We start from the raw sequence: 26,788 nt of genomic DNA, 5'->3' as shown, positions 1-26,788 counted from the left end.
CTCGATGACCTGATCGAGCCACTCCTGGTCGGGCTTCACGCCGGCCAGGTCCATCGGCAGCGTGATGTTCTCGAGCGCCGACAGCGTGGGCACCAGGTTGAAGGCCTGGAAGATGAAGCCGACGTTGTCGCGTCGCAGCAGCGTCAGATCACGTTCCCCGAGCGTCGAGAGGTCGGTGTCGCCGACGAAGATCTTCCCGCTGGTGACGGTGTCGAGCCCGGCCAGACAGTGCATCAACGTGGACTTGCCGGAGCCGGACGGACCCATGATCGCGGCGAACCGGCCGGTTGCGAAGTCGACGTCGACATCGTCGAGCGCTCGCACGATCGTGTCGCCGCTGCCGTAGGACTTGTGCACGCCGACGGCGCGAGCGGCGACGCCGTGGGTCCGGCCGGTGCCGGACCGGGGGGTGGGAGGAATGATCGGGGGATCGAGAACAGTCATGTCCCGACGGTAGGAAATCACCCCGCCCCCCGTCATCGGGCCCAGGGCTGATCTGGTGTCATCCGTGCGAATGACGCGACCTCAGGGTCGGCTCAGGGTGAACCCTGACCGGGGCGGACGAGACCCGACTCGTAGGCGGCGACCACGGCCTGCACCCGGTCGCGGACGCCGAGCTTCATCAGTACCCGGCCGACATGGGTCTTGACGGTGGTCTCCCCGACGAACAGGGCCTCGGCGATCTCGGCGTTCGAGAGGCCCCGGGCCATTGCCTGCAGCACCTCGGTTTCTCGATCGGTGAGGGTGTCGAGACCCGCGACCGGCACCGCCCCGGCGGTTCGCGCCGCGAACTCCTCGACCAGCCGTCGGGTCACCGACGGGGCGAGCAGGGCCTCGCCGCCGGCGACGACCTGCACGGCGTCGATCAGCTTCTCGGGTGGCGCGTCCTTCAGCAGGAAGCCGGCGGCGCCGGCCCGCAATGCGTCGTAGACGTACTCGTCGAGGTCGAACGTGGTGAGGATGAGTACCCGGGACGCGGACCCCGAGGCCGTGATGCGGCGTGTCGCCTCGAGGCCGTCGAGCCCGGGCATCCGGATGTCCATGAGGACCACGTCCGGCACGGTCTCGGCGACCACGTCGACCGCGCCGAGACCGTCCTCGGCTTCCGCGACCACCTCCATGTCGGCCGACTCGAGAATCATCCTGAATCCGGTGCGCATGAGGGCCTGGTCGTCGACCACCGCGACCCGGAGTCGTGCCGTCGAATGGGGATCGCTCATACGGAGCCTTCGGTGTGAAACGTCGCGTGCACTGCGAAACCGCCGCCCGACCGCGGTCCGGCGCGGAGCTCCCCACCGTAGGCCTCGACCCTCTCGCGCATGCCGACGAGGCCCTGGCCGCTGCCGCTGGTCTCGGCGGCCGCGCCGCGACCGTCGTCGGTGACGACCACGGTCAGTCGGTCGTCGGCATAGGCGATCTCCACGACCGCCGAGGCCGGACCGGCGTGTTTGAGGCAGTTGGTGAGTGACTCCTGGACGACCCGATACGCATTCATCTCGAGGCCGGTGGCCAGGCGGCGAACTGATCCGGTGATCTCGACGTCGACCGACAACCCCGCGTCGTGGCACTTCTGGACCAGCCGGGGGATCTCGGCGAGCCCGGGAGCCGGGGAGCGTTGGGCGAGGTGGTCGTCGTCGCGGAGCACGCCGAGGACACGGCGCATCTCGGTCAGCGATTCGCGCCCTGTCGCCTCGATCGTGGCGAGCGCCTCGGAGGCCTGGGCCGGATTCGAGTCCAGTACCCGGCGGGCCGCGCCCGCCTGGACGACCATGACACTCACCGAGTGGGCCACCACGTCGTGGAGCTCGCGAGCGATGCGGGTGCGCTCCTGCGCAACGGCGCGTTGGGCCTCCGCCTCGTGTTGCTCCTGCGTGCGCGCCGCCTTCTCCTCGAGTTCGGCCAGGTACTCGCGTCGGGTCCGGATGTTGTCGCCGAGGATCCACACGGTGCCGAAGACGACCACGTTGGCCGGGACGGACGCCCACGGGAGGCTGTCCTGGTCCGAGATCACGCCCGCGACGAGGATCCCGTTGAGAATTGCGAACACGCCCCAGAAATGGCGGAGCGACCGCGGACGGCCGGCGTGGGCGGCGAGGCTGTAGACGAGGATCAGGAGGTTCGGACCGGTCGCGTCGTCGGGGAAGTCGAGGACCCAGAACACGCCGGTGGCGGCGAGTCCGGCCCAGACCGCGGGCACCGGGGCGGTGCGGCGCCAGGCGACGGGCAGGTGCATGGCCACGATCAGCGCCCAGCCCAGACCCCCGACCGCCCGCTGGCCCGGATCGACGTCGGCATGGATCGTGACCGGAACCGCGATCGCCCAGAGGACCGCGACCAGGAGCCAATCGGCGATCCGCGGGTGGTCGCGGACCCAGGTCACGAGGTCGAGGTGCGCCCGCATCCCCCCACCGTAGGGAGTCCTGGTCAACAGAATCGTCATCCATCGCGGCGACCAGGGGTCATCCGCGAGGATGATCCCGCGTACGCTGTGCGAATGGCGTGTCCGAATTGTGGTGTCGAGGTGCTGGCGGACGCGCGTTTCTGCAGCAACTGCGGTCACGAGATGTCCCGTCGTCACGACGAACGGCGACTCGTCACGGTGCTCTTCGCCGACATCGTCGGCTTCACCGGCCTGTCCGAAACCCGTGACCCGGAACAGGTGAAGAACCTGGTCGATCGGTGCTTCGCGCTGCTGGCCGACGACATCACCGCCTTCGGCGGGCGAGTCGACAAGGTGATCGGCGACGCCATCGTCGCGCTGTTCGGCGCGCCGATCGCCCACGAGGACGACGCCGAGCGAGCCGTTCGTGCCTCGCTGCGCATGCAGGAGACGGTGCACCGGTTCGATGCCGACGGCGGTGTCGGCATTCGCGTGCGCATCGGCGTCAACACCGGTGAGGTGCTCGTCGGCGCCATTGCGGCCGGTGACGACTACACGGCGATGGGCGATGTGGTGAACACCGCATCGCGGCTCCAGACGGCCGCCGAGCCGGGCACCGTGCTGGTCGGTTCACCGACCTTCGACGCCACTCGTGAGACGATCCGCTACCGGTCGCTCGGTCAGCTCCACGCCCGCGGCCGCGAGGAACCGGTCACGGCGTATCGGGCGATCGAGCCGGTCGGTCGCCCGGGTGAGCGGCGCTCGGTGCCCGACATGCCGCTCATCGGTCGTGACCCCGAACTGGCGATGTTGCGCAAGGCGGTCGAGGCTGCCTTTCATCGCAGCCGGGCGCAGCTCATCGCCCTGGCCGGCGAGAGTGGCGTGGGCAAGTCGCGGTTGGGGGCCGAGGTCGCGATCCTCGCGTCGGCCGACCACGACGCCCTCGTCCTGCACGGCCGTTGCCTTCCCTACGGTGAGGCCAACGTGTGGTGGCCGATCGCCGAGGCCTTGCGCGAGGTGGTCGGGATCGACACCGACACCCCCGACGACGAGGTGCCCGCGCTCGTTGCCGCCGGGGTCGCCGATGCCCTCGGTCCCGGTGCCGACGAGACGAACATCGCTCGCACGGCGGAGGGCCTGCGTCACCTTCTCGGCTATGACACCAGCCTCTCCCGCCTCGATGCCGACCGGGCCACCAGTGAGGGCACCCGGTCCGCTCGCGCGCTGATCCACGCCCTGACACTGCGGTCGCCGGTGTTCCTCTGGCTGAGCGATCTCGACTGGGCCGACGACGCAGTGCTCCGGTTGCTCGACGATCTCCTCGACCGATTGAGTCGTCGCCAGGTGGTCGTGCTCGTGTCGGGTCGGGCCGAGATGTTCGACCGCTGGTCACCGCGTCCGGGCCGGTTCAACTCGGTGACGCTCTCGCTCGAACCTCTCGATGCGGGCGCCGGTGACCAGATGGCGCGAGCGCTGCTCCCCGATTCGACGGCCGAGACCCGTCGCCAACTCGTCGAGCGGTCGGGCGGCAACCCGCTCTTCCTCGAGGAGATGGCGAGGATGGTCGAGTCGTCGGCGGACGGCGACGTCGCCTCGCTCCCGGCCAACGTCCGCAGCGTGATCAGCGCCCGCCTGGATGCGCTCGACGATGTGGTGCGACACGTGATCGAGGATGCGGCGGTCCTGGGTCTTCGCGGCGAGACCGTCGCCCTCGAACGGATGGCCGAGTACCAGCGCGACGGCGCACCGGTCGGGGAGCCGATGCGGGTGCTCGAGCGGCTCGACCTGCTCGAGTTCGACGGACCGGCGTGGTCGTTCCGGTCGAATCTGGTGCGTGATGTCGTCTACGGACGGCTCACCAAGACCGACCGGGCGTGGCGCCATGCCGGTATCGCGTCGTGGATCGAGGCGAACCGCCACACGGGCAGCAGCGAGATGATCGCGTATCACTATCGGCGAGCGGCTTCCCACGCGGCGGAGCTCGGCGGGATCGAGGGAATGCCCGACGACATCCTCGACAAGGCCATCTCCTGGACCCTCGCGGCCGCGAACGCGACCTCGGGGGCCGCGGCCATGGAACGGGCCGAGCAACTCTTCGGCGACGCGCTCGAACTGATGGGCGAGGACCATCCCTTGCGGGCCGAGGTCCACCTCGATCGCGCGACCACGGCGATGAGCCGACTCGACACCCGCCTCGCCCGACGCGATGTCGAGGCCGCATCGGCCCTGCTCGCCAGGGGCGAGAACCCGCTCCTGGGGGTGCGCTCGACACTGCTGCGCAGCGAGCTCGCCCAATGGTCGGGTGAACACAGCGCCGCGCTGGGGCTGGCCGAGGACGCCCTGCTGGTGGCCCGTGAACTGAACGACCCGATCCTCGAGGCCGACGGGCTCCGCCGGGTCGGCATGGTGCGGTTGTTCAAGGGCGAGCACCAGCAGGCCGAGGCCTCGATCAACCTGGCCTACGAGGCCTACGCCGCGGCCGACGACGTCGGCGGCATGGCGTGGGCCCGCCAGAACCTCGCGTGGATCGCCTTCATGTCGGGCCGGATGGACGAAGCCGAGCGCCGGCTCGGCCAGTCCTCCGAGGCCTTCGAGGCCATCGGCGACCTCTCCGGTATGGCGTGGTCGCGTGGTCTGCTGGCGTATGTCCGGATTCACGCCGGCCGCTTCGCCGAGGCCGAAGAACTGGCCCAACGCACGCTGGTCGAGGCGAGGGATCGAGGCGACCGCTGGGCCCAGGGGATGATGCACGTCGCGTTGGCGACCGCAGCCCTCTGGACCGGGAGGGTCGATGATGCCGTGCGGCGAGCACAGAAGGCCCGCGCGGTGTTCCCCGTCGGTTCCGATCCGGTCGGGCCTGCGCAGGCGGTGGCCATCGAGGGTCGGGCGCTGGTGCGTTCCGGCCGCATCGCCGAGGGCATGCGGCGTATCGCCGACGAGCTCGCCGGCGAGGTGCAGCAGCCCGGCCTGCGCATCCTCGAGATCGCGCTGGCCGCCGCAGCGGCGACCGTCGGTGACATCGGGCTGGGTCGTCGGACCTTCCACGAGATCGTCGACTTCGATCCCGACCACGCGGCCGAGTCCGACCTGGCCGTCGCCACTGCGCTCATCCAGCTCCAGCTCGGCAACGTCGACAAGGCCGCGCGGCTCTTCGAGGTGATGCCGAGTGACACGCACCAGGGATCGACCTGGGGATGGGCGGCCCTCGCCCTCGTGGCGTCGGCCGTCGGCAAGGACGCCGACACCTATGTCGGGATCGTGGAGGAATCCAGTCGTTCCACCTATGCCGATCGCGTCATCGTTCGCTGTGCATCGGCCTGCGACGCCGCGCGTCGAGGCGACGAGGACGGTGCCCGGGTCGCGCTCGACCGCGCGTACGAGGCGGTGCCGCTGGGCGGCGACCGAATCCATCCGACGATCGTCGCGCTGGCCGAGGCGCAGTGCCTCAAGGCCCTCGGCACCGACGACGCGGCGACGGCCGAAGTACGCGCCATCAAGGCCGCCTCGGCCCTCGGCCTCGACACCATGGGCTGGCGCACCGCCTTCATGGCGGCCTGCGGCGACCTCGACCTCGTCGGGGGCTAACGCAGTCGATCGTGGCGGTCGGCCACCGATTCCGCGATCGCGAACGACGCGGTCGCCGCGGGTGACGGGGCGTTCAGCACGTGCACGGCGCGGGGGCCTTCGGCAAACGAGAAGTCGTCGAGCAGTGTCCCGTCGCGGGCGATGGCCTGGGCCCGCACGCCCGAAGCCGACGGCTCGAGGTCGGCGTCGGTCAGTTCGGGGCAGAGGCGCTGGAGCGCGGTGAGAAAGGCCTTCCGGCTCAGCGACCGGTGGATCTCGCCCACCTCCTTGCGCCAGTACTTGCGAGCCAGGATCCAGGTGCGTCGGGAGAAGGCGATCTCGGCCGTGTCACGAGCCGAGATGTCCCGCCAGCGGTAGCCCTCACGCTTCAGCGCCGGCACCGCGTTGGGTCCGGCGTGGATGCTGCCGTCGATCATGCGGGTGAGGTGCACGCCCAGGAACGGGAAGTCCGGGTCGGGCAGTGGGTAGACGAGATCGTTGACGAGGTGGCGGGCCTTGGGTGCGAGCTCGTAGTACTCACCCCGGAACGGCATCACCCGCACACCGTCGGTGTCGGCGCCGGCCGCCTCGGCCACCCGGTCGCAGTGCAGCCCACCACAGTTGATCAGCGTGCCGGCCTTCAGCGTGCCGTGTTCGGTGGCGACGACGATGCCGTCGTGGCGCACCGTGGTGCCCTCGACCCGAGTGCCGAGGCGGATCTCCACACCGGCGGCCGTGAGCTCATCCACCAGCGCGGCGCACACCTCGCCGTAGTCGACGATGCCCGCGCTCGGGACGCGCAGGGCGGCCACTCCTTCGATGTGGGGCTCGCGTTCGCGCAGGCCGACGCGGTCGAGCCGTTCGGTGGCGACGTTGTTCTCGGCGGCGCGGATCTCCAGGGCATCGAGCCGTGCTCGTTCGTCGTCGGACACCGCCACGACGACCTTGCCGCACATGTCGTAGGTGATGGCGTGTTCGTCGAGGAACGCGATCAGGTCGTGACGGCCGGCCGCGACCATCGCGGCCTTGCCGGAGTCGGGCTTGTAGTAGATGCCCGAGTGGATCACGCCGGAGTTGCGGCCGGTCTGGTGAACGGCCGGCGTCGCTTCCTTCTCCAGCACGACGATGCGACGACCGGGGTCGCGCCGCAGCAGGGCGCGTGCGGTGGTGAGCCCGAGGATCCCGGCGCCCACGATCGCGACGTCGATCGTCGTCTCGACCTTCTCTGCGGTCATGTTGCTCCCGGCAGTGTCTCTACTGGCAGTGTCTCTACTCGCAACATCTCGGCCATCTCGTTCTCTCGTCGGCTCGACCACCAGCGTCCATGAGCAGCAGTCTGTGCACGTCTGCGTCCGGGATGGGCCAGGCTAGGGCAGGCCGTCGAGAACAGGGAGCAGAATGCAGGCACTGGAGATCGCCACATGGAGCGAGGTCGCCGATCGTGAACCGGTGGGGGTGCTGGTCGATGGCGTCGATCTCGTCATCGTGCGCTTCGACGACAACCACTCGGTGCTCTACGGACGGTGCCTCCACCGTGGCGCGCACATGGCCGACGGCCGGGTCGATGGCGACGATCTGATCTGCGGGCTGCACGGATGGGACTACGTGTTCCACACCGGTGTGTCGAGCTACGACAACCGCGAACGGCTGAACAAGTTCTCGTCGTGGCTCGAAGGTGACGCGCTCATGGTCGACGCGGATGAGATCGCCACATGGGCCCGGGAGCATCCGCAACCCTTCGACCGAGACGCCTACCAGGGGGAGTTCCAGGACCCCCATGGCGATCCGGCAGAGCCCCACGTGGGACTGATCCGTCAACTGGCCGACGAGGGCCTCGACGTGCTCGGTCACCACGGGCCCGTCGCCTCGATGGGCGTCGAGCGGGACCGCCTGCCCGAGTGGGACGACATCCAGTTCGTCACCGCCCAGCTCGCTCGTCGTCCCCAACTCGACGATGTGTCCGTCGGCACCGAGGTCGTCATCGGCCCGAACGCCGACTCGCCGCTCCGTCTCGAGATCCCGCTGTTCGTCAGCGACATGAGCTTCGGGGCGCTCAGCGAGGAGGCCAAGGTCGCCCTGAGCCGCGGCGCGGAGCTGGCCGGCACGGGTATCTGCTCGGGTGAGGGGGGCATGCTTCCGGAGGAACATGCGGAGAACTCTCGCTACTTCTACGAGTTGGCGAGCGGGAAGTTCGGCTGGGCGATCGAGAAGACCGCGGATGTGCAGGCGTTCCACTTCAAGTTCGGGCAGGGCGCGAAGACCGGGACGGGCGGTCACCTTCCCGGTATCAAGGTCAACGGCAAGATCGCCGAGGTTCGCGAGCTCGAGCCCGGTGAGAACGCGATCTCCCCGGCGACGTTCGTCGATCTCACGACCGAGGACGACTTCCGCCGGCTGGCCGACCAGGTGCGAGAGGTCTCGGGCGGCGTGCCGATCGGGGCGAAGCTGTCGGCCCAGCACATCGAGGACGACATCGACGCCGCCCTGCGCATCGGGGTCGACTACGTCATCCTCGATGGTCGCGGCGGCGGCACGGGGGCGGCGCCGGTCGTGTTCCGGGACCACATCTCCGTGCCGACCATCCCCGCCCTCGCCCGGGCCCGACGCCACCTCGACGGCCAGGGGCGCCGCGACGTCACGCTCGTCATCACCGGAGGGCTCCGCACGCCCACCGACTTCGCCAAGGCGCTGGCGCTCGGCGCCGATGCGGTGGCGGTCTCCAACGCGGCGATGCAGGCGATCGGGTGCATCGGCATGCGGGCCTGCGCGACCGACAACTGTCCGGTCGGCATCGCCACCCAGAAGCCGGAGCTGCGAGCCCGACTCCCGGTCGACGAAGCCGCGCACCGGCTGCAGCGCTTCTTCGAGGCGTCGGTCGAGCTGATGGGCGTGCTCGCCCGGGCGTGCGGACACTCGCACCTTCGAGAGTTCAGTGTGACCGACCTGACCACGTTCGACCGCGACATGGCGGCACTGACCGGTATCGACTTCGGGGGCGTGCGATGAGCACCGAGGAAACCCCGTCCACCACCGACCCGGCCCTGCCCGGGGGTGAGTTCTCCTGGCAACGCCTGGTCGAACTCGACGAGGTACCCCAGGGCCGCGTCACCACCGTCACGATCGGCCACGAGAGCCTGTGCGTCACCCACACCGACGACGGCTACGGGTGCCTCGCCAATGCCTGTCCACACCAGGGCGGCCCGCTGGGCGAAGGATCGATCGAGGGCGGTTGGCTGCGATGCCCCTGGCACGGGTACGACTTCTCGCCCAAGAACGGGGTGCCACCGGGTTCGTTCTCCGATGGCCCCGATGCCTACCGCACCGAGGTGCGCGACGACGGTGTCTACGTGGCGCTGCCGGTGCAGCACCCGCGCCCGCGCAGCGTGAGCGACGTCCTGGTCGACACGATGATCGCCTGGGGGGTCACCCACGTCTTCGGGATGGTCGGGCACTCCAACCTCGGGTTCGCCGATGCCATGAGGGTCGCCGAGGAACGTGGCGATCTGTCCTACATCGGGATTCGTCACGAGGGTGCGGCGTCGTTCGCGGCGACGGCCTACGGGAAGCTCACGGGCCGGCCGGCGGCGTGTTTCGCGATCGCCGGTCCCGGGTCGACCAACCTGCTCACGGGCCTCTATGACGCGAAGACCGACCGGGCGCCGGTGCTGGCCCTGTCGGGGCAGGTCCCGTCGAAGGTCCGTGGGCGCGGTGCGTTCCAGGACACCGACCTCGCCGCCGCGTTCGCCGACGTCGCGCGGTTCTCCCAGACCGTGCAGGCCGGTTCCGACCATGGCGAACTCATGTCGCTCGCCTGCAAGACCGCGATCGTCGAGCGCGATGTCGCGCACCTCGTCCTCCCTGACGAGGTGCAGGAGCTGGCGGCGTCCGACCGCGCAACGGTGGGATCGCCCGACGGTCGCACCGGTGACCGGCGCATCGCGCCGCCGGCCGACGCCCTCGCCGAAGCGATCGCTGCGATCGCGGGCGCGAGCCGACCCGTGATCGTGGTGGGCAATGGTGCCCGCGAGGGAATGGCCGAGATCCTGGCCCTGGCCGAACGACTCGGTGCCCCGGTGGCCACGACGTTCAAGGCGAAGGGTCTGATCTCCGACGGCCACCCGCTGGCCTGCGGCGTACTCGGTCGCAGCGGCACCCCGATCGCCAGCTGGTTCATGAACGAGGCGGACCTGCTCCTCACCTTCGGTGTGTCGTTCTCCAACCACACCGGCATCGCGGACTACAAGCCGATCGTGCAGGTCGACTTCGAACCGATGGCCCTCGGTCGCTTCCACCCGGTGACCGTGCCGGTCCAGGCCCATGTCGGCGTGGCGGCCGTCGCGTTGGCCGACGGGCTCGACGACCATGGCGACCGGAGGGCTGCGATGGCGGGGGAAGCCGCCGGGCGATGGGAGATCTGGCGCGAGGAGAAGGCGAGCCGCCGGACCGACGACCAGGGACACGGCATCAATGCCGCCGTGCTGTTCGACGTGCTGTCGAGACTCGTCCCGCCCAACGCGATCCTGCCGGTCGACGTCGGCAACAACACCTACTCGTTCGGTCGCTACTTCGAGGTGGCCGAACAGTCGGTGCTGATGTCGGGCTACCTCGGGTCGATCGGGTTCTCCTTGCCCGCAGCGATGGGCAGCTGGGCGGCCACCCAGAGCTGTGCCGAGTTCGCCGGTCGTCCGGTGGTGTCCATCTCCGGTGACGGCGGCTTCGGCCAGTACGCGATGGAGCTGACCACTGCGGTGAAGTACGGGATGAACCTCACCCACGTGCTCATGAACAACAGCGAACTGGGCAAGATCAGCAAGGAGCAGCGGGCCGCCGACCTCGACGTGTGGCAGACCTCGCTGCACAACCCGTCGTTCGCCGAGTTCGCCGATCTCTGCGGGGCGAAGGGATTCCGGGTCACGACGATCGACGAACTGGAACCCGCCATCGCCGCCGCCCTTGCGCACGACGGCCCCGCCCTCGTCGAGGTCCTCACCGACGCACTCCTGGTCTGAGGGAGATGTCGTGAGCGAGAATCCCGCCCACATGAACACCGGCATCCGGCCGGTCGCCGACGCCGATCTCGACGAGATCCTGGCCCACAACAATGCGGCGGTACCCGCCGTCAACTCGCTCACGCGCGCCGATCTCGAACGGTTCGTCGAGATCGCGCACAGCTTCCTCGTGATCGAGGCGCCCGACCGAACGCGCGTCGAGGCGATCGCCGGCTTCCTGATCGGGCTCGGGCCCGGCGCCGACTACGACTCGCTGAACTACGCCTGGTTCAGCGAGCGCTACGGGTCGTTCGTCTACGTCGACCGGGTCGTGGTCGCCGCATCGGGCCGGGGCGCCGGCGTGGGCACCCGCCTCTACGAGGAGTTCGCTCGCCGGGGACGCGACGACGCGGCGCCCGTGATGCTCGCCGAGGTGAACATCGTGCCTCGCAACGACATCTCGCTGGCGTTCCACGAGGCGCGCCGGTTCCGTTCGGTGGGGGAGCAGGACACCGAGGGCGGCACCAAGCGTGTCACGCTCCTGGAGAAGCGTCTGTTCGACGTACGAGCTTGACCGATCAGCCGACCACGGCCGGCGACGACGGCTGATCCTCTTCCAACGCCTCCACGAGTGTCACGATCGCCCGGTGTGCGCTCAGCGACCGGCGCGTCACGAATTCGATTCGACGTTCGATCGGCACGGCGACGCGGTCGACCACGACCAGGTCGTCGGGCAGGTCCGCGAGCGCCAGTTCGGGCAACAGTGACACTGCGCCGCACGCTCGGATCACGTCGAACGTGATGCGGTGGTCGTCGGTCTCCGCGATGACCCTCGGCACGAACCCCGTGTCGTGGCACAACTGACGCAACGCGTGCCCGATCGGGCTCGCCGGGCCGGCGATCACCCACTCGGCGTCGGCATAGGCGGCGAAGGTGTCGTGCAGCCGGTCGGGTCGGGTGACCATGCGGATCGACTCCGTCCGCACCGCGGTGCGGTCGAGGTTGCCGAGCGCAGGACGGAGTTGATGCGCATACCCGTCGATGAGCGCACCGTCCGCCGACCGCGTGGACACTGCGTGCAGCGCATGCTCCGACTCGGCATCGACGATCGACAGGTCGATGGTGGCCGCCAGGCGCGCCCGCAGTGGGAGGAGAATCTCGACGATCGCAGTCGGGAAGGCGGCCACCACGAGCGGCGTGCGGGCGCGGTTCGCCGCGGTGTCGATGTCGTCGAACGCACTGCGCACGCCGTCGAGGATCTCACCGCCGCGCTGCGCCAGGAGCTGGCCGGCCGCCGTCAGGCTGACACCCCGGTTGGAGCGTTCGACGAGGGCCGTACGGGCTTCCTGTTCGAGGGTCGCGAGCTGCTGTGACACGGCCGAGGGCGTGTAGCCGAGCGAGCGGGCCGCTCCGGCGATCGTGCCGGCCGACGCCACGGCGTCGAGGATCGCCAGCCGCTCGAGGGTGGTCGGTGCCATAAGGGCAGCTTATGTCGACCGTCAGCAATCATCGCTTTTCACGACGGACACGGACTGCGAGGATCGCCGATGTGTCCGACCTCTTCTCCACTCCTCCACCCGCAGATCGCCCCTGGATGAACGAACGGGCGACCGCGAGGGAAGCGCAGATCCACGCAGCCCTCCGGTCCGCCGACCTCGGGACGATCGGGCGGCGGATCGACGAGTTGGTCGAGCGCAACCGTCGAATCCACGACCGGGAGTGCATCAACCTGAATCCGGCGTCCAACGTGATGAATCCGCGTGCCGAGGCCGTCCTTTCGGCCGGGCTGACGACGCGTGCCTCGCTCGGCCACCCCGGCGACAAGTACGAGATGGGACTCGAAGCCATCGAGGAGATCGAGGTCATCGCCTCCGAACTCGCCCGCAGCGTGTTCCACGCCGACCATGCGGAGTTGCGGGTCGGTTCGGGGGCGCTGGCCAACCTGTACGCGTTCATGGCGACCTGCGAGCCGGGGGACGCCGTCATCGTCCCGCCCGCCGAGATCGGCGGGCACGTCACCCACCGGCGCGCGGGAGCCGCAGGCCTCTACCGACTCGACATCCACGAGTGCCCCGTCGACGCCGCCACCTTCAGCGTCGACCTCGACGCGCTGGCCGGGCTCGCCGAACGCGTCCGGCCGAAGCTGATCACGACGGGGACGAGTCTGAACCTGCTGCCGCACCCGGTCGCCGAGATCCGGGAGATCGCCGATCGGGTGGGCGCACGCGTGCTCTTCGACGCGGCGCATGCGTGTGGCCTGATCGCCGGTGGTGTGTGGCCGAATCCGCTCGATCAGGGCGCCGACCTGATGACGATGAGCACCTACAAGAGCCTCGGCGGGCCGGCCGGCGGCATCGTGGTCACCAACCGGTCCGACCTCGCCGAGCGGCTCGATGCGATCGCCTATCCCGGGCTCACGGCCAACTTCGACGTCGGCGTCACCACGGCGCTGGCGATCACGCTGCTCGACTGGCTCGACGTCGGCGCCGACTACGCCCGGGCGATGGTCGACAACGCCGTGGCACTCGCGTCGGCGTTGGAGGATCTCGACGTGCCGGTCCACACGACGGCGCAGGGACACACCCGGTCACACCAACTCGTCGTCGACTCGAGCCGATGGGGCGGCGGTACCGAGGCGGCGCTCCGTCTTCGACGCGCCAACCTCCTTACCAGCGCGATCGGCCTCCCCGGCGACGAGTCCGCCGGTCTGCGCTTCGGGACCCCCGAGATCACGAGGTTCGGGATGACGACGACCGACATGCCCGAACTCGCCGGCCTCATCGCGGCCGGACTCCGAGACCCGGACGCCGTCGCCGAGCGCACCGGCGAGATGCGGCAACGGTTCGACACGGTCCACTTCGTCAGCACCTGAGGAGCTCTCATGGCACGCAGCACCGGGCCGTCCGCCACCGACCTCCATGCGCTCGATTCCGGGCAGTTGGCGTCCTTCGCCCGTGACGGGTTCGTGGCCGTGCCCGGGCGCTTCGACGCGGCCGAGGTCGCCCGCATCAACGAGGTGTTCGCGCTGCTCGTCGACGAGGACTGTCCACAGAACATCCGGGAGAAGTCGAGCGGCGTGGTTCGGACCGCCATGGGTCTGCACCTGCGTCACCGACTGTTCGCCGAACTCGTCGCCGACCCCCGACTACTCGTCCCCGCACGCCAGATCCTCGGCGAGCAGGACATCTACGCGCAGCAGGTCAAGGTCAACGCGAAGCAGGCGTTCACCGGCGAACAGTGGCAGTGGCACTACGACTTCGCGACGCACCATCACGAGGACGGCGTCCCGGAGCCGTTGGCGCTGAACATCCACGTCTTCCTCGACGACGTCACCGAGTTCAACGGGCCGCTCGTGTTCGTCCCCGGGTCACACCTCGACGGGCCGGCCCCGACCTCGCTGGACACCGAGACCACGAGCTTCCCCCTGTGGACGGTCGGCCCCGAGGTGATCGGCCCGCTGGCCGATCGCGCCGGGCTGGCGAGCCCGAAGGGACCCGCCGGCACGATGTTGATCTTCGGCGACACGCTGATCCACGGCTCGCCGCCGAACATGTCCCCGTGGCCGCGACGCATCTTCTCTTTGATCGTCAATCCGACCCACAACCGGCAGCGCACATCGCGTCGCCCCGACCACCTCCACCACCGCGACGCGACGCCGCTGCGAGTGGGCTGAAGGTGACCCCCCAGGAGCCAGTGTTCCCCGTGCTCGCCCTCGGTACGCCATGATGTCGGCGTGACGGTGATCTCGGCGAGCGACGTGTCCATGGTCTTCGGCACCCATCGCGCCCTCGACGGACTCACCCTCGACATGCCGCCCGGCGTGACCGGCCTCGTCGGCGCCAACGGTGCGGGCAAGACCACGTTCATGTCGATCGTGCTCGGTCTGCGCACGCCCACGACCGGCTCGGTGTCGGTGCTCGGTCTCGATCCGTTGCGCCAGGGCGCCGAACTCCGGGCCCGAGTGGGCTACGGCCCGGAGCGCAACGTCTTCCCCGACGACATGCCGGCGTCCGACTTCGTGAAGCATCTCGCCGAGGTGCGCGGCATGCCCCGCAGCGAGGCCCGCACCCGGGCGAGCGACGCGCTCTGGCTGGTCGGTCTGGGCGAGGAGCGGTTTCGGGCACTGGGCACCATGTCGACCGGTCAGCGCCAACGGGTGAAGCTCGCCCAGGCGATCGCCGCCGACCCCAGCCTCGTCCTGCTCGACGAACCGACCGACGGTCTCGACCCGGTCCAGCGCGACGAGATGCTCAGCCTGATCCGTCAGATCTCGACCGAGTACCAGATCGACGTCATGCTGTCATCGCACCTTCTCGAAGAGGTCGAGCGCATCTGCGACAACGTGGTGGCGCTCGACGCCGGGCGTCTCGTCGCCGAGGGATCGTTGGCCGAACTCGTCGGCGATGTCGAAGGGGTCACGGTCGAACTGACCGACATTCCCGACGTCCCCGACTCGATCGCCGCGGTGGTTGCTCGGCTCACCGCCGTGGGCCTGCGGGTCAGCCACGAACCGCCGTCCAACCGCATGGACGTGATCGGCGGTTCCGTCGACGAGATCGCCGACGCGGTGCGCGACGCCATCGCCGATTCCTCGGCCCGCGTCCGCCGCATCGAGCAGCGCCGTCGCCGACTCGAGGACCTGTTCGAGGCGGCCGCCACATGACCGCCGACGATGGCATGGCAACCATCCACGACCGCGGCTATCGCCGCTTCGAGGGCACTCGTCTCGGGGTGTGGGGCGCGGTCCGCTCGACCGCCTGGCACACCACTCGCAGCGTGCTCGGGCTGGGCCGCAAGGCCCGCCACAAGGTCGCGCCCACGCTGGTGATCATCGTGGCGATGCTGCCGGCCGTCGTCTTCGTGGGAGCGGCGGTGCTCCTCGGAGGTGACGAGTTCATCAACGACTTCCTGGTCGGCATCATCCCTGCGTACTCCGAGCTCGCCCGCCAATCGATCGCCGCCATGGTGCTCTTCACCGGGTTCGTGGCGCCCGAGGCGCTCGTGCGAGACCGTCGCGACGGCATGCTCTCGCTCTACCTGTCGACCCCGCTCACCCGCCGGACCTACCTCGGCGCGAAGGTGTTGTCGGTCTCCGGGCTGATGGCGCTCATCGTGCTCGTGCCCACGCTCGTCTACCTGTTGGGGATGACCTTCGCCTCGCTCGGCCCCGAGGGTGTCGGCGACTGGTTGCTCGTCCTCGTGCGCGTGGTCGTGTCGGGCACTCTGGCGTCGATCATCTATGCGCTGATCAGCATGGCCGCCGCGAGCCTCACCGATCGCCGTGCCTTCGCCAGTCTCGCCGTGGTCCTGACCATGCTCGGCACCCTGATCGTCGTCCAGATCCTCGTCGACTCGGCGGACCGGTCGGTGCAGTGGCGCATGCTCGACCCGGTGAACATGCCGATGGAGCTGATCGCCCGCATCTTCGGTGACGCCGGCGAATACCCGGCGATCCGGGCCGAACGGATCTACGCGGCCAACGCCGCCTGGGCCGGTGGGTCCATCGCCCTGCTGTGGGCCCGCTACCGCAAGGCCGGCGCCTGATGCCCGAATCGTCGCTACCCCCGCCGCCGCCCGTGCCGGCCACCCCGTTCGTCGCCACGGGCACACCGCCGCCGCCCCCGATGGTGTCGGTCGCCAACGTCACCAAGGCCTTCGGCGATGTGGTCGCGGTGTCCGACGTGTCGTTCACCGTCGGACCCGGTATCACCGCCCTCCTCGGCCCCAACGGGGCCGGCAAGTCCACCCTGTTTCGGATGCTGTGCGGCCTGGCCGCTCCCACCCGGGGCACGGTGCGAGTGCTCGGTCGCGATGCCCGCCGCGACGTCGGCGTGCGTGGTCAGATCGGCCTGGCGCCGCAGCAGGACGGACTGTTCGACCGACTCGATGCGCTCGAGTTCGTCGAGATCGCGGCGATGATGCACGGCGTCGACGATCCCCGGGCCGCGGCCATGCGCTGTCTCGACATCGTGCAGCTGGATGCGACCGACTCGAAGAGTGTCGGGGCCTACAGCAAGGGCATGCGCCAGCGCGTGAAGCTGGCCGCCGCCCTCGTGAACGACCCCGCGGTGCTCATCCTCGACGAGCCGCTCACCGGACTCGATCCCGTGCAGCGACGACGGATGATCGCGTTGTTCAACGAATTGGCGGACGCGGGCAAGTGCCTGCTCGTCTCGAGCCACGTGCTCGACGAGGTGGCCCGCCTCGGCTCCCGGATCCTCGTGATCGCGCAGGGCCGGCTCGCCGCGTCCGGCGACTACCACGCCCTGCGCGAGCTCATGGACGATCGGCCCCACCGCATCCGGGTCGAGGCCGACGATCCCCGTCGACTCGCGGCGGCGCTGCTCGACCGGGCGATCGTCGACGGGGCCCGTGTCGACGCGCTGGGCCTCGAGCTCGACACCACCGATGTCGACACCTTCGGTCGCCGGATCGCCCCCGTGGCGAGAGAACTCGATGTCCGCCTCCGTGGCGTCCGTCCGCTCGACGACGATCTCGAGAGCGTCTTTCGATACCTGGTGGAGCGACGATGAGCACGACGGTCAGCGGCGTCAGCACGGTTCGCATCGTCTATCGCGTCCTCCTTCGACAGCTCCTCACCCGTGGTCGGGTGATCGCGCTGGTGCTCATCGGCGCGGTGGTCGTACTCCTCGGCCTGCTCGTCGGCCAGGCCCCCATCGACGAGTTCCCCCCGCTCACGCCGGATCAGCTCACCCTCCGGCGGCTCGAGGACGGCGTCTTCGTGGTGTCACTCGTCGGGTTCACGTTGCTGGTGCCGATCGTCGCGCTCGTCTTCGCCGGTGCATCGCTGGGCGACACCCGAGAGGACGGGACACTGGTGTATCTCTGGCTCCGGCCGATGCCCCGCGCCGGCGTCGTCGGCGGTGCGTGGTTGTCGGCGATGACCGTGAGCCTTCCGCTGACCCTCGTCCCGATGGCGCTCACCGCACTCGTACTGGATGCCGGCAGCGAACTCGTCGTGGCGACCGCGGTCGCCACCGTCGTCGGCATCGTCGCCTACAGCGCGCTCTTCGTGCTGCTCGGTCTGGTCGTGAAGAACCCCATCGTGTGGGGTCTGGGCTACATCCTGATCTGGGAGGGTCTGGTGGCCAGTTTCGGGAGTGCTGCGGCGAAGGTCGCCATTCGCGGCTATCTGAGCTCGATTCTCACCGACCGCACCGGTGTCGACATCGCGCTGGGCGATCTCTCCCAGACGGTCGGCATCGTGGTGCCGTTGCTGGTTGCCCTCGTCGCACTGGTGCTGGCCGCGATTCGGCTCGATTCACTCGAAGTGGCCTGACGGCTCACGACGGCCGTCGGGCGGGTGCTCAGCGGCCGGTGAACGTGGCCTTGCCGGGTCCGTGCTCCAGGAAGCTCGCGACGCCGGCGACCTTGTCCTCGGTCGCGAACGTGTCGGCGAAGCCCTGTGCCTCGAGCTCGACCGCCTCGCCCAGCGGAAGGTGCAGACCGTCGAGCAGCACGCGCTTCGCGATGCGAAGCGACGCTGGTCCGGCGGCGTAGCGACCGGCGAGTTCGATCGCCGCGGACTGGACCTCGTCCGGCGTATGGATCGACGAGATGATCCGCGCGGCGAGGGCCTCGTCGGCCGGCATGTGACGACCGGAGTAGACGAGGTCCTTGGCGAGCGTGATGCCGGCGAGGCGGCTGAGTCGCTGCGTCCCGCCACCGCCCGGGATGATGCCGAGCAGGATCTCGGGCATGCCGAGGCGAGCGTCGGACGCGGCAATGCGAAAATCGGTGGCGAGCGCCATCTCGAGGCCGCCGCCCAACGCGTAACCGTTGATCGCCGAGATCGTGATCTGCGGCAGGTTCTCGAGTGCCAGGGCGGCTCGGTTGAAGTTTCGGGAGAACGCGAGGGCCTCGTCCCGACTGAAGTCCGGGAATGCGGTGATGTCGGCGCCCGCCGCGAAGTTGCGCTCGCCGCCGGTGAGTACGACCGCGCGGACGTCGGTGTCGTTGGCCAGCGTGCCGCAGATGTCGGCGATCGCGACGAGCATCTCGTCGTTGACCGCGTTGACCTTCGGGCGATCGAACCGGATGGTCGCGACCCCGGGGGCGGTGTCCCGTTCCAGCTTCACAAAGTCAGTCATGGCCCGGCACGCTATCTTCGTTCCCGAAGGGGGCGGACATGCCACGACTGCAGGTGCTCACGATCGACGAGGTGAACGACGTCGATGCCGAGATCGTCGACGGGCGGGTCGTGACCGACCAGGCGGGAATCTCGGCTGCGCTGGGATGGCAGCTCAAGCCCGAAGGCCTCTGTCGCGACGACGTCTGCGTTCCCGTTCGCGATCGGGACGCGCTGCGCGTCGGGGACGGCTTCGATCTCACTGCGGTCGCCGGGCTGCTCGGTCTGTCGACCCTGGTCGACGCCGATCGTGAGCTCGTGGCGGTCAGTGCGCCGGCCGCCGATCGCCGTGCCGCGCTCAAGGGCAGGGTCGCACCCGACTTCAGTCTTCCCGACCTCGACGGCAACCTGCACACACTCGAGGAGTTCAAGGATCGCAAGCGGCTGCTCGTCGCCTTCGCCAGCTGGTGAGGTTGTCGCTACGAGCTGCCCGGGTGGCAGACACTTCACGATGAACTCCAGGACGGCGGCTTCACCGTCATCGCCGTCGCGCTCGACGAATCCGCGGACGACGTCCGCGAGTTCGTCGAGGGCATCACGTATCCGGTGCTGCTCGATCGCGACCATCTTCTCGCCGAGCTCTACGCGATCAGCAACGTGCCCACGGTGGTGTGGATCGACGCCGACGGTTCGATCGCGCGCCCGAACTCCGCGGAGGTCGGCACCGACATGTTCGTCGACTTCACCGGCATCCTGCCCGATGCACACATGGACCAGGTCCGTGACTGGGTGCGCAACGGCGTGCTGCCCGACGACGCCGGCCACGATGTCGAAGATCTGAACGGCGACGAGATCGAGGCCCGACTGGCGTTCCGGCTGGCGGCGCACCTTCGCCGTCGAGGTGATGCCGAAGGAGCGAGCCGGTGGTTCGCGACGGCTGCAGAGCTGGCCCCCATGGACTTCACCGTGCGTCGAGCAGCGATGCCGCTGCAGGATGTCGACCCGTTCGGCGAGGCGTTCTTCGACCTGTTCGGCGAGTGGCGGGCCGCCGGCAGCCCGTACCACGGGGTGCCGCGCTCCTGAGCCCGCTCCCGAGACATTGCGGTCCTCAGGTCTCCGCTGGGCCTGCCGATTGAGGACGGATGTCTCACTCGCACCGACCTGGGGTCGCACAGGACGCCCTGTGGGAACTCAGTGCGTCCTTCATCAACGCCACGGCGGCCACGGCCGCGACCGTGGTCGAGTCCGCGATGCAACGGATCGCCGGGGTCGTCGGGTCGGTGGCGATGGGTGTCTGGGAGATCGACGCGGCGACATCCACGGGACCCGCGCTCTATCGCTGGGCGATGGATGAGTCGGTCGACCTCGGCGACGGCTTCGTTGCTCATCCCGATTCCTCGGTGGGTGAGGACGTCATCGCGGGCGGGGGCTTGGCCGTTGTGCGCCTGCACGCGCTGATCAGCAAGGAAGTCTGTGAGCGGCGTGGCTGGGAGGACACCAACACGGTCGTCGCGCTCATCGACACCAACGAGAAGTCGAACCTCGTGCTGGTCGTCGCCTCGACCACCGAGGAGTGGAGCGACGCCGACCTCGAGCTGATCCGCGGCTTCGTCATGTTGCTGCGCCAGTTCCACAGCCGGATCCGGGTCGAGGGCCGGCTCCACCGCCGGCTGGCGCTGGACGAGCTCACCGTCGGGCTCGCGGCTCGGTTCCAAACCGTGACACCCGAGGACGTCGACGCCGAGGTCCACGAGGCATTGATCCGGATCCGCACGGTCATGGATCTCGAGTCGGTGTTGCTGATCGACGTCGTCGACGACACCACGATCACGATCCCTGCCATGGTGGCGACGACTCCGTTGCCTCCCGAGTTGCGTACGCTCTCGCTGCCCGACATCGCTGTCATCCCGGGAGCAGAGGGAATGACGCTTCGCGAATACTCCTCCGAGCCTCGGGTGTACGAAGTCGCCGACCTCGTCGACGCGACGATGGGTTCCGAGGTCACGGAGATACTGGATCTGCGCAACCCCCCACGCACCGTTGCGCTTCTGCCCGCGGGGCTCGCGCACGGGACCTCCATGCTCGCCGCCTCGCGGTTCGGCGGCGGTGTCTGGGACTCCGCCGAACTGGATGCCCTCTCCACGCTCGCCTTCCTGGTGGCCCAGACCCGAGGCCGGGTTGCGGCCGAGAGCGATTCGTTGGGCCTCCTCGACGCCCAACGGGCGCTCGTCTCGATCGGGAAGCTCTTTCTCGAGGCCAGTGTGATGAACGCGCCCGAGGCGATCCACGGGTCGCTCGAACGCATGGCAGGCCATCTCGACGCCGACATCGCCCTCATCTCGATGCTCGACGGCGACGGCGGTGCCATCTCGATCGTCGACAGTTGGTCGGCATCGTCGTTGCCGACCGTCCGGCCCGGCGCAACTCTCGACCGGAGTTCCATGCCGTTTCTCGAGGCGCTCTCCGGGTCCGAGGCGCGAGCGCAGGTTCTCGAGTTGCACCAGGGGCTCGGGGCCGACCTCGGCGGCCGAGCCGACGGTGACTGGACGGCGGTCGTCGCGCCGATTCGTGGTGCCGGGCTGCCCCCCACCGCTCTGACCCTTCTCTGGTCGCCCGCGGGTCACGGTGATCTCGACGCGGCGTGCGAGCTGGCCGATGCCACCGCCGACCTGATCGGACAGCTGCAGGTGCGCCTTCGTGCGGAGGACGAGGTGACCAACCTCCTGCGTGTCGACTCGGTCCTCGCCGACATCGCGGAACGGTTCCTCGGCGCTTCGCTCGACGACGCCGAGGTCGAGGTCGAGCGAGCGATGATGGCGTTGGGGCTCGAACTCGATCTCGCAGGAATGGCGCTACGCCGTGTCGAGCCTGACGGCGCCATACTCGAGTCGGTCTGGGCACCGCCCGGTCGCCAGCATCCTTCTGTCGGCCATCGCATGCCGTTCGAGCGCGAACTCACCCGCGAGGATCTGTCCGGTCCGGAGGAGGCTCAGCGCACGCCCGGCTCGGCCCGGTTCATCGATGATCAGTGGGGCATGGGGGTGGTGATCTCGAGTCTGCCGATCACCGTCGCCGGCCGGTTCGAATCGATGCTGGTGGCAGTCGGAACCCGCGACTTCACCGAACTCGAGACGGATGCATGCCGTTCACTGGCCGTGATGCTCGGGCAGTTCCGAGCCCGGCTGGTCGAAGAGCGGGTGGCGGCCCGCCGACTGTCCGCCCAGCGCCTGCTGAGTGCCTGCGCGGTCGAACTCGCCGAGGCCACTCCTGACTCCCTCCGGCGCGTCATGGCCGGGTTGATGGCGCAGGTCGGTGAGTTCTGTGGGCTGGGCATCCTCGTCGACTGGCGGATCGACCACCGCAACGACCGGTTCGTCCGCTCGGCGCTCTGGTGCAGGGATTCGAGTTACGAGAGCAGGGTCGCCGAGACGGTCCCATGGGACGAGGCCCCGTTCCTCGACGCGGTGCGCCTCGCGGGGAGGAGCGACCAGTTGGTCCTCGACCCTGATGCGCGGGGAAGGTCACGGCTTGCGATTCCACGCGGCGAGATGAAACCCGAACGCCTGCTGTTGGGGCTGATGTACGACTCGTACGAGTGGCCGGAGGAAACGGTCCAGCTCCTGGAATCGTTGAGTCGCATGGTGCAGGAGGTCGAAACTCGTTTCGCGGCACAGCGGTACGCCCATGCCGCCTTCGATGATGCTCCCATCGGTGTCGTGCTCCGGGATGAACGCATGGACATGATCACCTGCAATCAGGCCTTCGCCGACTTCGTCGGGGCCGGGTCGGTGGCCGAACTGGTCGGCACGTCCCCTCACCACGTCTTCGACGACTACGAGTCGGTCGAGTGGAAGACCGACGCCGACGGCAAGCTCGTCGGCGAGGCCGCCTTCCGCGGTCCCGGTGGCAGCGGCGTGTGGGGGCAGGTTCGCGCCACCGTCGTCGAGGGCGAGGACGGCGAGAACTTCTGGCTGATCCACGTGGAGGATGTCACGGAACGACGTCGGGCCGAGCATCTGCTGCGGTTCCAGGCGTCCCATGACGAACTCACGGGTCTCGCCAATCGTCGGCGTCTGCTCGACGAGATCCGCCGGATGGCCGAGGACACCGGTTCGGTCGCGGTGCTCCTGCTCGACATCGACCGGTTCAAGAACATCAACGACTCGCTGGGGCACGAGCGGGGCGACGAACTGCTGGTCGCGGTTGCCGACCGACTACGCCTCGCCGTCCGTCCGGGCGACCTCGTGGCGAGACTCGGCGGTGACGAGTTCGCGGTGGTGTTGCCCGGGCCGGTCGACGTTTCCGATGCCGAGTTCGTGGCCGAGCGGCTGCTGCGCCTCATCGGCGAACCGGTGGTGATCGGGCATCAGAAGATCTATCCCACCGCCAGTATCGGAATCGCGATCGCCGACGACCGAGTGGCGGTCGACGATCTCCTTCGCCGCGCCGACACCGCGATGTACCGGGCGAAGGCGGACGGTCGAGCGCGCTCCCAGCTGTTCGGCGAGGAGCTCCGCGACCGCGTACTGCTCCGGATGGAGACCGAATCCGGCCTGCGGGGTGCGTTGCAGGACGATGAGCTCGTCGTCCACTACCAGCCCGAGGTGTCGCTGGTGAACGGCCGAGTGCTCGGTGCGGAGGCGCTCGTCCGATGGCAGCATCCGACCCGCGGTCTTCTCGCGGCGGGCGCGTTCATCGAGATTGCGGAGGAGACCGGACTCGTCGTCGAAATCGGTGACCTCGTCCTCGCCGAAGCGTGTGCGGAGGCAGCCGGATGGCCCGGTGGTGGGGCGGGGCCGGTCGTTCGCGTCAACCTCGCCGCGGCCCAACTCCAGCGGGAGGACACGGTCGCCCTCGTGCGCTCCGTGCTCGACAGCACCGGGCTCGCGCCATCGCGGCTCTGTCTCGAGATCACCGAGTCTGCCGTCATGGCCGACGTCACCCGGTCCGAGGAGATCCTGCACCGCCTCAAGGAGCTCGGCGTGCAGCTCGCCGTCGACGACTTCGGCACCGGGTTCAGCTCGCTGGCCTATCTCAAGCGCTTTCCCGTCGACGCGCTGAAGATCGACCGGGCGTTCGTGAGTGACCTCGGATCCGACCGTTCGGACCGGGCATTCGTCCGGTCGATCGTGTCGCTCGCCGACGCGCTCGGCCTCGATGTCGTCGCCGAGGGTGTCGAGACCGAACAGCAGGCCGAGATCCTCGTGGAACTCGGCTGCCTCCGTGCCCAGGGCTTCTACTTCGGCCGACCGGCGCCAGCGGCGACGCTGCGGGACCTGTTGGCCGCCGGCGTGGGTCAGGACGACTAGAGCAGACGGATCTCGCCGCCCTCGACGCTGACCCGACGCCCCACGGTTTCCACTCTCGTGGCGAGCTCCATGACGGCGGGGTCGGTCGAGATCGCCCACATGCGTGAGGTGTCGTCGAACTCGACGATCGCGATCGCGCGGGCCGGACCGTCGTGGTCGTACTCGACGGTGATGCCCTTCACCGCGGCCTCGCCCGCCCGGTCGGGATCAGCGAGAGGCCGCGGTGCGTCGTGGGTCTCGACGTCGACGATGGTGTGCGGCGTCGTGGGCGCGGAGGTGGAGTAGATGCCGATCGAATGCTTGGTGGCATGGCCGCCGTTGCCCTGCACGAGTCCGACCGAACCCGGATCGGCACGGAGGGTGTCGACCATGCCGACCAGCCCCTGTCCCGCAGCGAAGTTCAACGGCGCGCCCGCGAAGGCGAGACCACCGGTGACCGTGAGGCGCCGGGAGGGGTCGAGACCGAAAGCCTCGGTGGTGAGGGTGACGATCGACGGGAAGCACGAGTAGAGATCGACATGGTCGATGGCATCCGCGGTGCCCAGTGCGTCGAGCACGGCGGCGGCCGCGCCGACCAGCCCGGGGGTCGCAGCGACGTCGGCGCGGTCGAGAAGCGTGAGTGTGTCCTCGGCGTTCACGCACAACGAGGGATGGACGCGTCGGTCCTGAGGGACCCCGAGTTCGTCGGCCTTCTCCGTGCTGCAGAGGATGATCGCGGCGGCCTGATCGACCGTGTTGTTCGCACACATGGCCTTCGTGTACGGCCAGCTCACCATGCGATTGCCGGCCGACGGGTTTCGGATCGCACCCTCGTCCAGACCTTGGCGGTCGGCGGCGTGGGGATTTCCGGCGGCGACCGCCGCGTAACCCGCCCACAGGCGGGCGGCCCGGTCGCGGGCCTCGTCGAGGGTCTCGCCGCGGCTCGCCCTGATCGCGCTGTCGAGCACGGCATAGCTGTTGCGGGGAATCTCTCCGCCTCGGTCGTTCGCGAACCGATCGCCCATGTCGAGGACGTCACCCCGGCGCTCGACGTCGGTCCCGGTGGGCTCCTCGCGGCGGCGGGGCTTCCGGCCCTGTTTCTCGAGGACCCGGCGGGTGAGGTTGCACTCACCGCCGGCAACCACCGCCACGTCGAGCTCGCCGGCCGCGATCTGCGCCGCGAGCTCGTGGGTCGTCTTGATCGGCATGTTGCCGCCGAAGGTGGTGAGGATCGATCGGATCGGCTGCGTGAGTGAGAGTTCGCCGGCGATCAGCGCACCGGGATTCTGGTGACGCCAGAGTCCACCGACGACGGCGATGGTGTCGATCGCGTTTCTCACGGCGGCGTCCGCGGCCCTGGTGTCGACGCTCGCGGCGCGCACCGCCTGGGCCATGAGGTCGACGGCGTCGGGGAGACTGCGGTCGGCAGTGCCGGTGTCGGACGGGCTGTTGTCGGGGCGGTGCGAGACCTGCGCAACACCGATGATCACTGGGGTTCGAGGGCTGATCGTCACGGCGAATAGGGTACGCGTCATGACTGTTGCTCCCGCCCTGATGGACCTGTCCGGCCGTGTCGCCGTGGTGACCGGGGCTGCGCAGGGGATCGGCGAGGCGACCGCCCTCGCCCTGGCCGCATTCGGTGCCGACGTGGCGATCTGCGACAACCGACCCGAGAAGCTCCCCGCCGTGCAGGCCGCTGTGGAGGCGCTCGGCCGCCGCTGTCACGCAACCGAACTCGACGTGCGCGACGGCCCTGGTGTCGAGGCCTGGCTCGGCGCCGTCCACGCCGAGCTCGGCCCGATCGACATCCTGGTGAACAACGCCGGTGGCGGGTTCCATGCGAAGTACGAGGACGTCTCGCCGAAGGGCGAGTCGGTGCTCATCGCCGAGAACTTCGGCACCGTCACGAACGGCGTTCGTTACGGCGTGCCGCTGATGAACGACGGTGGCTCGATCGTCAACGTCACTTCGGTCGAGGCGTATCACGCGGCCCCGGGTTTCGCCGTCTACTCGGCCATGAAGGCGGCGGTCGAACAGTTCACGAAGACGATGTCGATGGAGCTCGGCCATCGCGGCATCCGGGTGAACTGTGTGGCCCCCGACATGATGCCCACGCCCGGGGACGAGGAGCTCCAGGCCGACAGCAGCGCGCTCATGCCCGGCCTCTTCCCGACCTCACTGCGGAGAATGGGCGACCCGGGAGAATGTGCGTCGGTGATCGTGTTCCTGGCCGGCGACATGGCGAGCTTCGTGACCGGAACATCGATCCCGGTCGACGGCGGCACCATCGCCGCCGCGTCCTGGAAGGTGCGCGACGACGGCAGCTTCGGTCTCTAGATGTGATGACCCGGGACGTTGTCCCTGGCGGTTTGGGGTGGGTGGTCCCCCGGTGAGGTGAGCCCTCCGAGTGAGGCTGTGGGTCTTCGACAACTCACTACGTCACTCCGGAGGGCTCGTGATTCACGCTAGGACGCAACAC

The 26,788-nt window shown here is 69.1% G+C and carries 20 protein-coding genes and 1 pseudogene; 14 read left to right on the top strand and 7 right to left on the bottom strand.

The annotated features are described in order from the left end of the window. The 3 genes from RIB98_01040 to RIB98_01030 all read right to left on the bottom strand — a co-directional run. Positions 1–444: ATP-binding cassette domain-containing protein (locus RIB98_01040; protein ID MEQ8839538.1), on the bottom strand; the 444-nt coding region annotated here is incomplete at its 3' end. Between the two features lie 92 nt (positions 445–536). Continuing rightward, positions 537–1,220 carry a response regulator transcription factor gene (locus RIB98_01035; GenBank protein ID MEQ8839537.1) on the bottom strand — a complete coding sequence of 228 codons (684 nt, stop codon included), beginning with the start codon at positions 1,218–1,220 and terminating at the stop codon, positions 537–539. Further along, on the bottom strand, positions 1,217–2,401 hold the full coding sequence (locus RIB98_01030) for a sensor histidine kinase (protein MEQ8839536.1): 1,185 nt from the start codon (positions 2,399–2,401) through the stop codon (positions 1,217–1,219). The genes RIB98_01035 and RIB98_01030 overlap by 4 nt, the downstream gene beginning before the upstream one ends. 93 nt (positions 2,402–2,494) lie before the next feature. On the opposite strand from RIB98_01030, the gene RIB98_01025 reads away from it, so the two are divergent. Beyond that, positions 2,495–5,965, top strand: coding sequence for an adenylate/guanylate cyclase domain-containing protein (locus tag RIB98_01025; GenBank protein MEQ8839535.1), 3,471 nt, complete (start codon positions 2,495–2,497; stop codon positions 5,963–5,965). Here the strand turns inward: RIB98_01025 and lhgO are convergent. Continuing rightward, complete coding sequence (gene lhgO / locus RIB98_01020) at positions 5,962–7,179, bottom strand: L-2-hydroxyglutarate oxidase (GenBank protein ID MEQ8839534.1); 1,218 nt, start codon at positions 7,177–7,179, stop codon at positions 5,962–5,964. The two genes, RIB98_01025 and lhgO, sit on opposite strands and share 4 nt — an antisense overlap. Positions 7,180–7,342: 163 nt before the next feature. Between lhgO and RIB98_01015 the strand changes: the two genes are divergently transcribed. From RIB98_01015 to RIB98_01005, 3 genes are read left to right on the top strand one after another with little or no spacing between them, the layout of a single operon-like run. Further along, the gene (locus RIB98_01015) at positions 7,343–8,950 is read left to right on the top strand and encodes a glutamate synthase-related protein (GenBank protein ID MEQ8839533.1); all 1,608 of its coding nucleotides are present in this window, start codon (positions 7,343–7,345) and stop codon (positions 8,948–8,950) included. Further along, positions 8,947–10,953, top strand: coding sequence for a thiamine pyrophosphate-binding protein (locus RIB98_01010; GenBank protein ID MEQ8839532.1), 2,007 nt, complete (start codon positions 8,947–8,949; stop codon positions 10,951–10,953). Before RIB98_01015 ends, RIB98_01010 begins: the two co-directional genes overlap by 4 nt. A gap of 10 nt (positions 10,954–10,963) precedes the next feature. Then, a complete protein-coding gene (locus tag RIB98_01005; GenBank protein ID MEQ8839531.1) occupies positions 10,964–11,506 on the top strand; it encodes a GNAT family N-acetyltransferase in 543 nt (180 codons plus the stop codon). Positions 11,507–11,510: 4 nt separating this feature from the next. Here RIB98_01005 and RIB98_01000 read toward each other — a convergent pair whose 3' ends face one another. After that, complete coding sequence (locus RIB98_01000) at positions 11,511–12,410, bottom strand: LysR family transcriptional regulator (protein MEQ8839530.1); 900 nt, start codon at positions 12,408–12,410, stop codon at positions 11,511–11,513. 71 nt (positions 12,411–12,481) lie between these two features. Between RIB98_01000 and RIB98_00995 the strand changes: the two genes are divergently transcribed. Genes RIB98_00995 through RIB98_00970 form a run of 6 tightly spaced genes read left to right on the top strand, consistent with a single transcriptional unit; the run spans position 12,482 to position 18,232 of the window. Further along, positions 12,482–13,804: an aminotransferase class I/II-fold pyridoxal phosphate-dependent enzyme gene (locus RIB98_00995; GenBank protein MEQ8839529.1), complete on the top strand. Its 1,323-nt coding sequence runs from the start codon at positions 12,482–12,484 to the stop codon at positions 13,802–13,804. 9 nt (positions 13,805–13,813) lie between these two features. Beyond that, positions 13,814–14,605, top strand: a complete 792-nt coding sequence (locus RIB98_00990; GenBank protein MEQ8839528.1) for a phytanoyl-CoA dioxygenase family protein — start codon at positions 13,814–13,816, stop codon at positions 14,603–14,605. A gap of 60 nt (positions 14,606–14,665) precedes the next feature. Continuing rightward, positions 14,666–15,595 carry an ABC transporter ATP-binding protein gene (locus RIB98_00985; GenBank protein MEQ8839527.1) on the top strand — a complete coding sequence of 310 codons (930 nt, stop codon included), beginning with the start codon at positions 14,666–14,668 and terminating at the stop codon, positions 15,593–15,595. Next, positions 15,592–16,476, top strand: coding sequence for an ABC transporter permease (locus RIB98_00980; protein ID MEQ8839526.1), 885 nt, complete (start codon positions 15,592–15,594; stop codon positions 16,474–16,476). The genes RIB98_00985 and RIB98_00980 overlap by 4 nt, the downstream gene beginning before the upstream one ends. Further along, the gene (locus RIB98_00975) at positions 16,476–17,465 is read left to right on the top strand and encodes an ABC transporter ATP-binding protein (GenBank protein MEQ8839525.1); all 990 of its coding nucleotides are present in this window, start codon (positions 16,476–16,478) and stop codon (positions 17,463–17,465) included. The genes RIB98_00980 and RIB98_00975 overlap by 1 nt, the downstream gene beginning before the upstream one ends. Next, positions 17,462–18,232 (top strand): hypothetical protein, encoded by a 771-nt coding sequence (locus RIB98_00970; protein ID MEQ8839524.1) that lies wholly within the window; start codon positions 17,462–17,464, stop codon positions 18,230–18,232. Before RIB98_00975 ends, RIB98_00970 begins: the two co-directional genes overlap by 4 nt. Before the next feature lie 28 nt (positions 18,233–18,260). Here the strand turns inward: RIB98_00970 and RIB98_00965 are convergent, their stop codons facing one another. Further along, positions 18,261–19,043, bottom strand: coding sequence for an enoyl-CoA hydratase/isomerase family protein (locus tag RIB98_00965; GenBank protein ID MEQ8839523.1), 783 nt, complete (start codon positions 19,041–19,043; stop codon positions 18,261–18,263). 38 nt (positions 19,044–19,081) lie between these two features. On the opposite strand from RIB98_00965, the gene RIB98_00960 reads away from it, so the two are divergent. The 3 genes and pseudogenes from RIB98_00960 (at position 19,082) to RIB98_00950 (ending at position 24,330) form a co-directional block, all read left to right on the top strand. Beyond that, complete coding sequence (locus RIB98_00960; GenBank protein ID MEQ8839522.1) at positions 19,082–19,492, top strand: hypothetical protein; 411 nt, start codon at positions 19,082–19,084, stop codon at positions 19,490–19,492. A gap of 12 nt (positions 19,493–19,504) precedes the next feature. Next, positions 19,505–20,104, top strand: a pseudogene (locus RIB98_00955) (TlpA disulfide reductase family protein). A gap of 59 nt (positions 20,105–20,163) precedes the next feature. Further along, positions 20,164–24,330: an EAL domain-containing protein gene (locus tag RIB98_00950; protein MEQ8839521.1), complete on the top strand. Its 4,167-nt coding sequence runs from the start codon at positions 20,164–20,166 to the stop codon at positions 24,328–24,330. Here the strand turns inward: RIB98_00950 and RIB98_00945 are convergent. Beyond that, positions 24,327–25,823 carry a hypothetical protein gene (locus RIB98_00945; protein ID MEQ8839520.1) on the bottom strand — a complete coding sequence of 499 codons (1,497 nt, stop codon included), beginning with the start codon at positions 25,821–25,823 and terminating at the stop codon, positions 24,327–24,329. The genes RIB98_00950 and RIB98_00945 overlap by 4 nt on opposite strands. 19 nt (positions 25,824–25,842) lie before the next feature. Here RIB98_00945 and RIB98_00940 point away from each other — a divergent pair, with 19 nt between their 5' ends. Continuing rightward, complete coding sequence (locus RIB98_00940) at positions 25,843–26,646, top strand: SDR family NAD(P)-dependent oxidoreductase (protein MEQ8839519.1); 804 nt, start codon at positions 25,843–25,845, stop codon at positions 26,644–26,646. Positions 26,647–26,788: the final 142 nt, after the last annotated feature.

It is taken from the genome of Acidimicrobiales bacterium (assembly GCA_040219515.1).
GTDB lineage: Bacteria > Actinomycetota > Acidimicrobiia > Acidimicrobiales > Aldehydirespiratoraceae > JAJRXC01.
The sequence above is the reverse complement of the archived record's forward strand: the minus strand, read 5'-3'. Positions and strand labels throughout refer to the sequence as shown.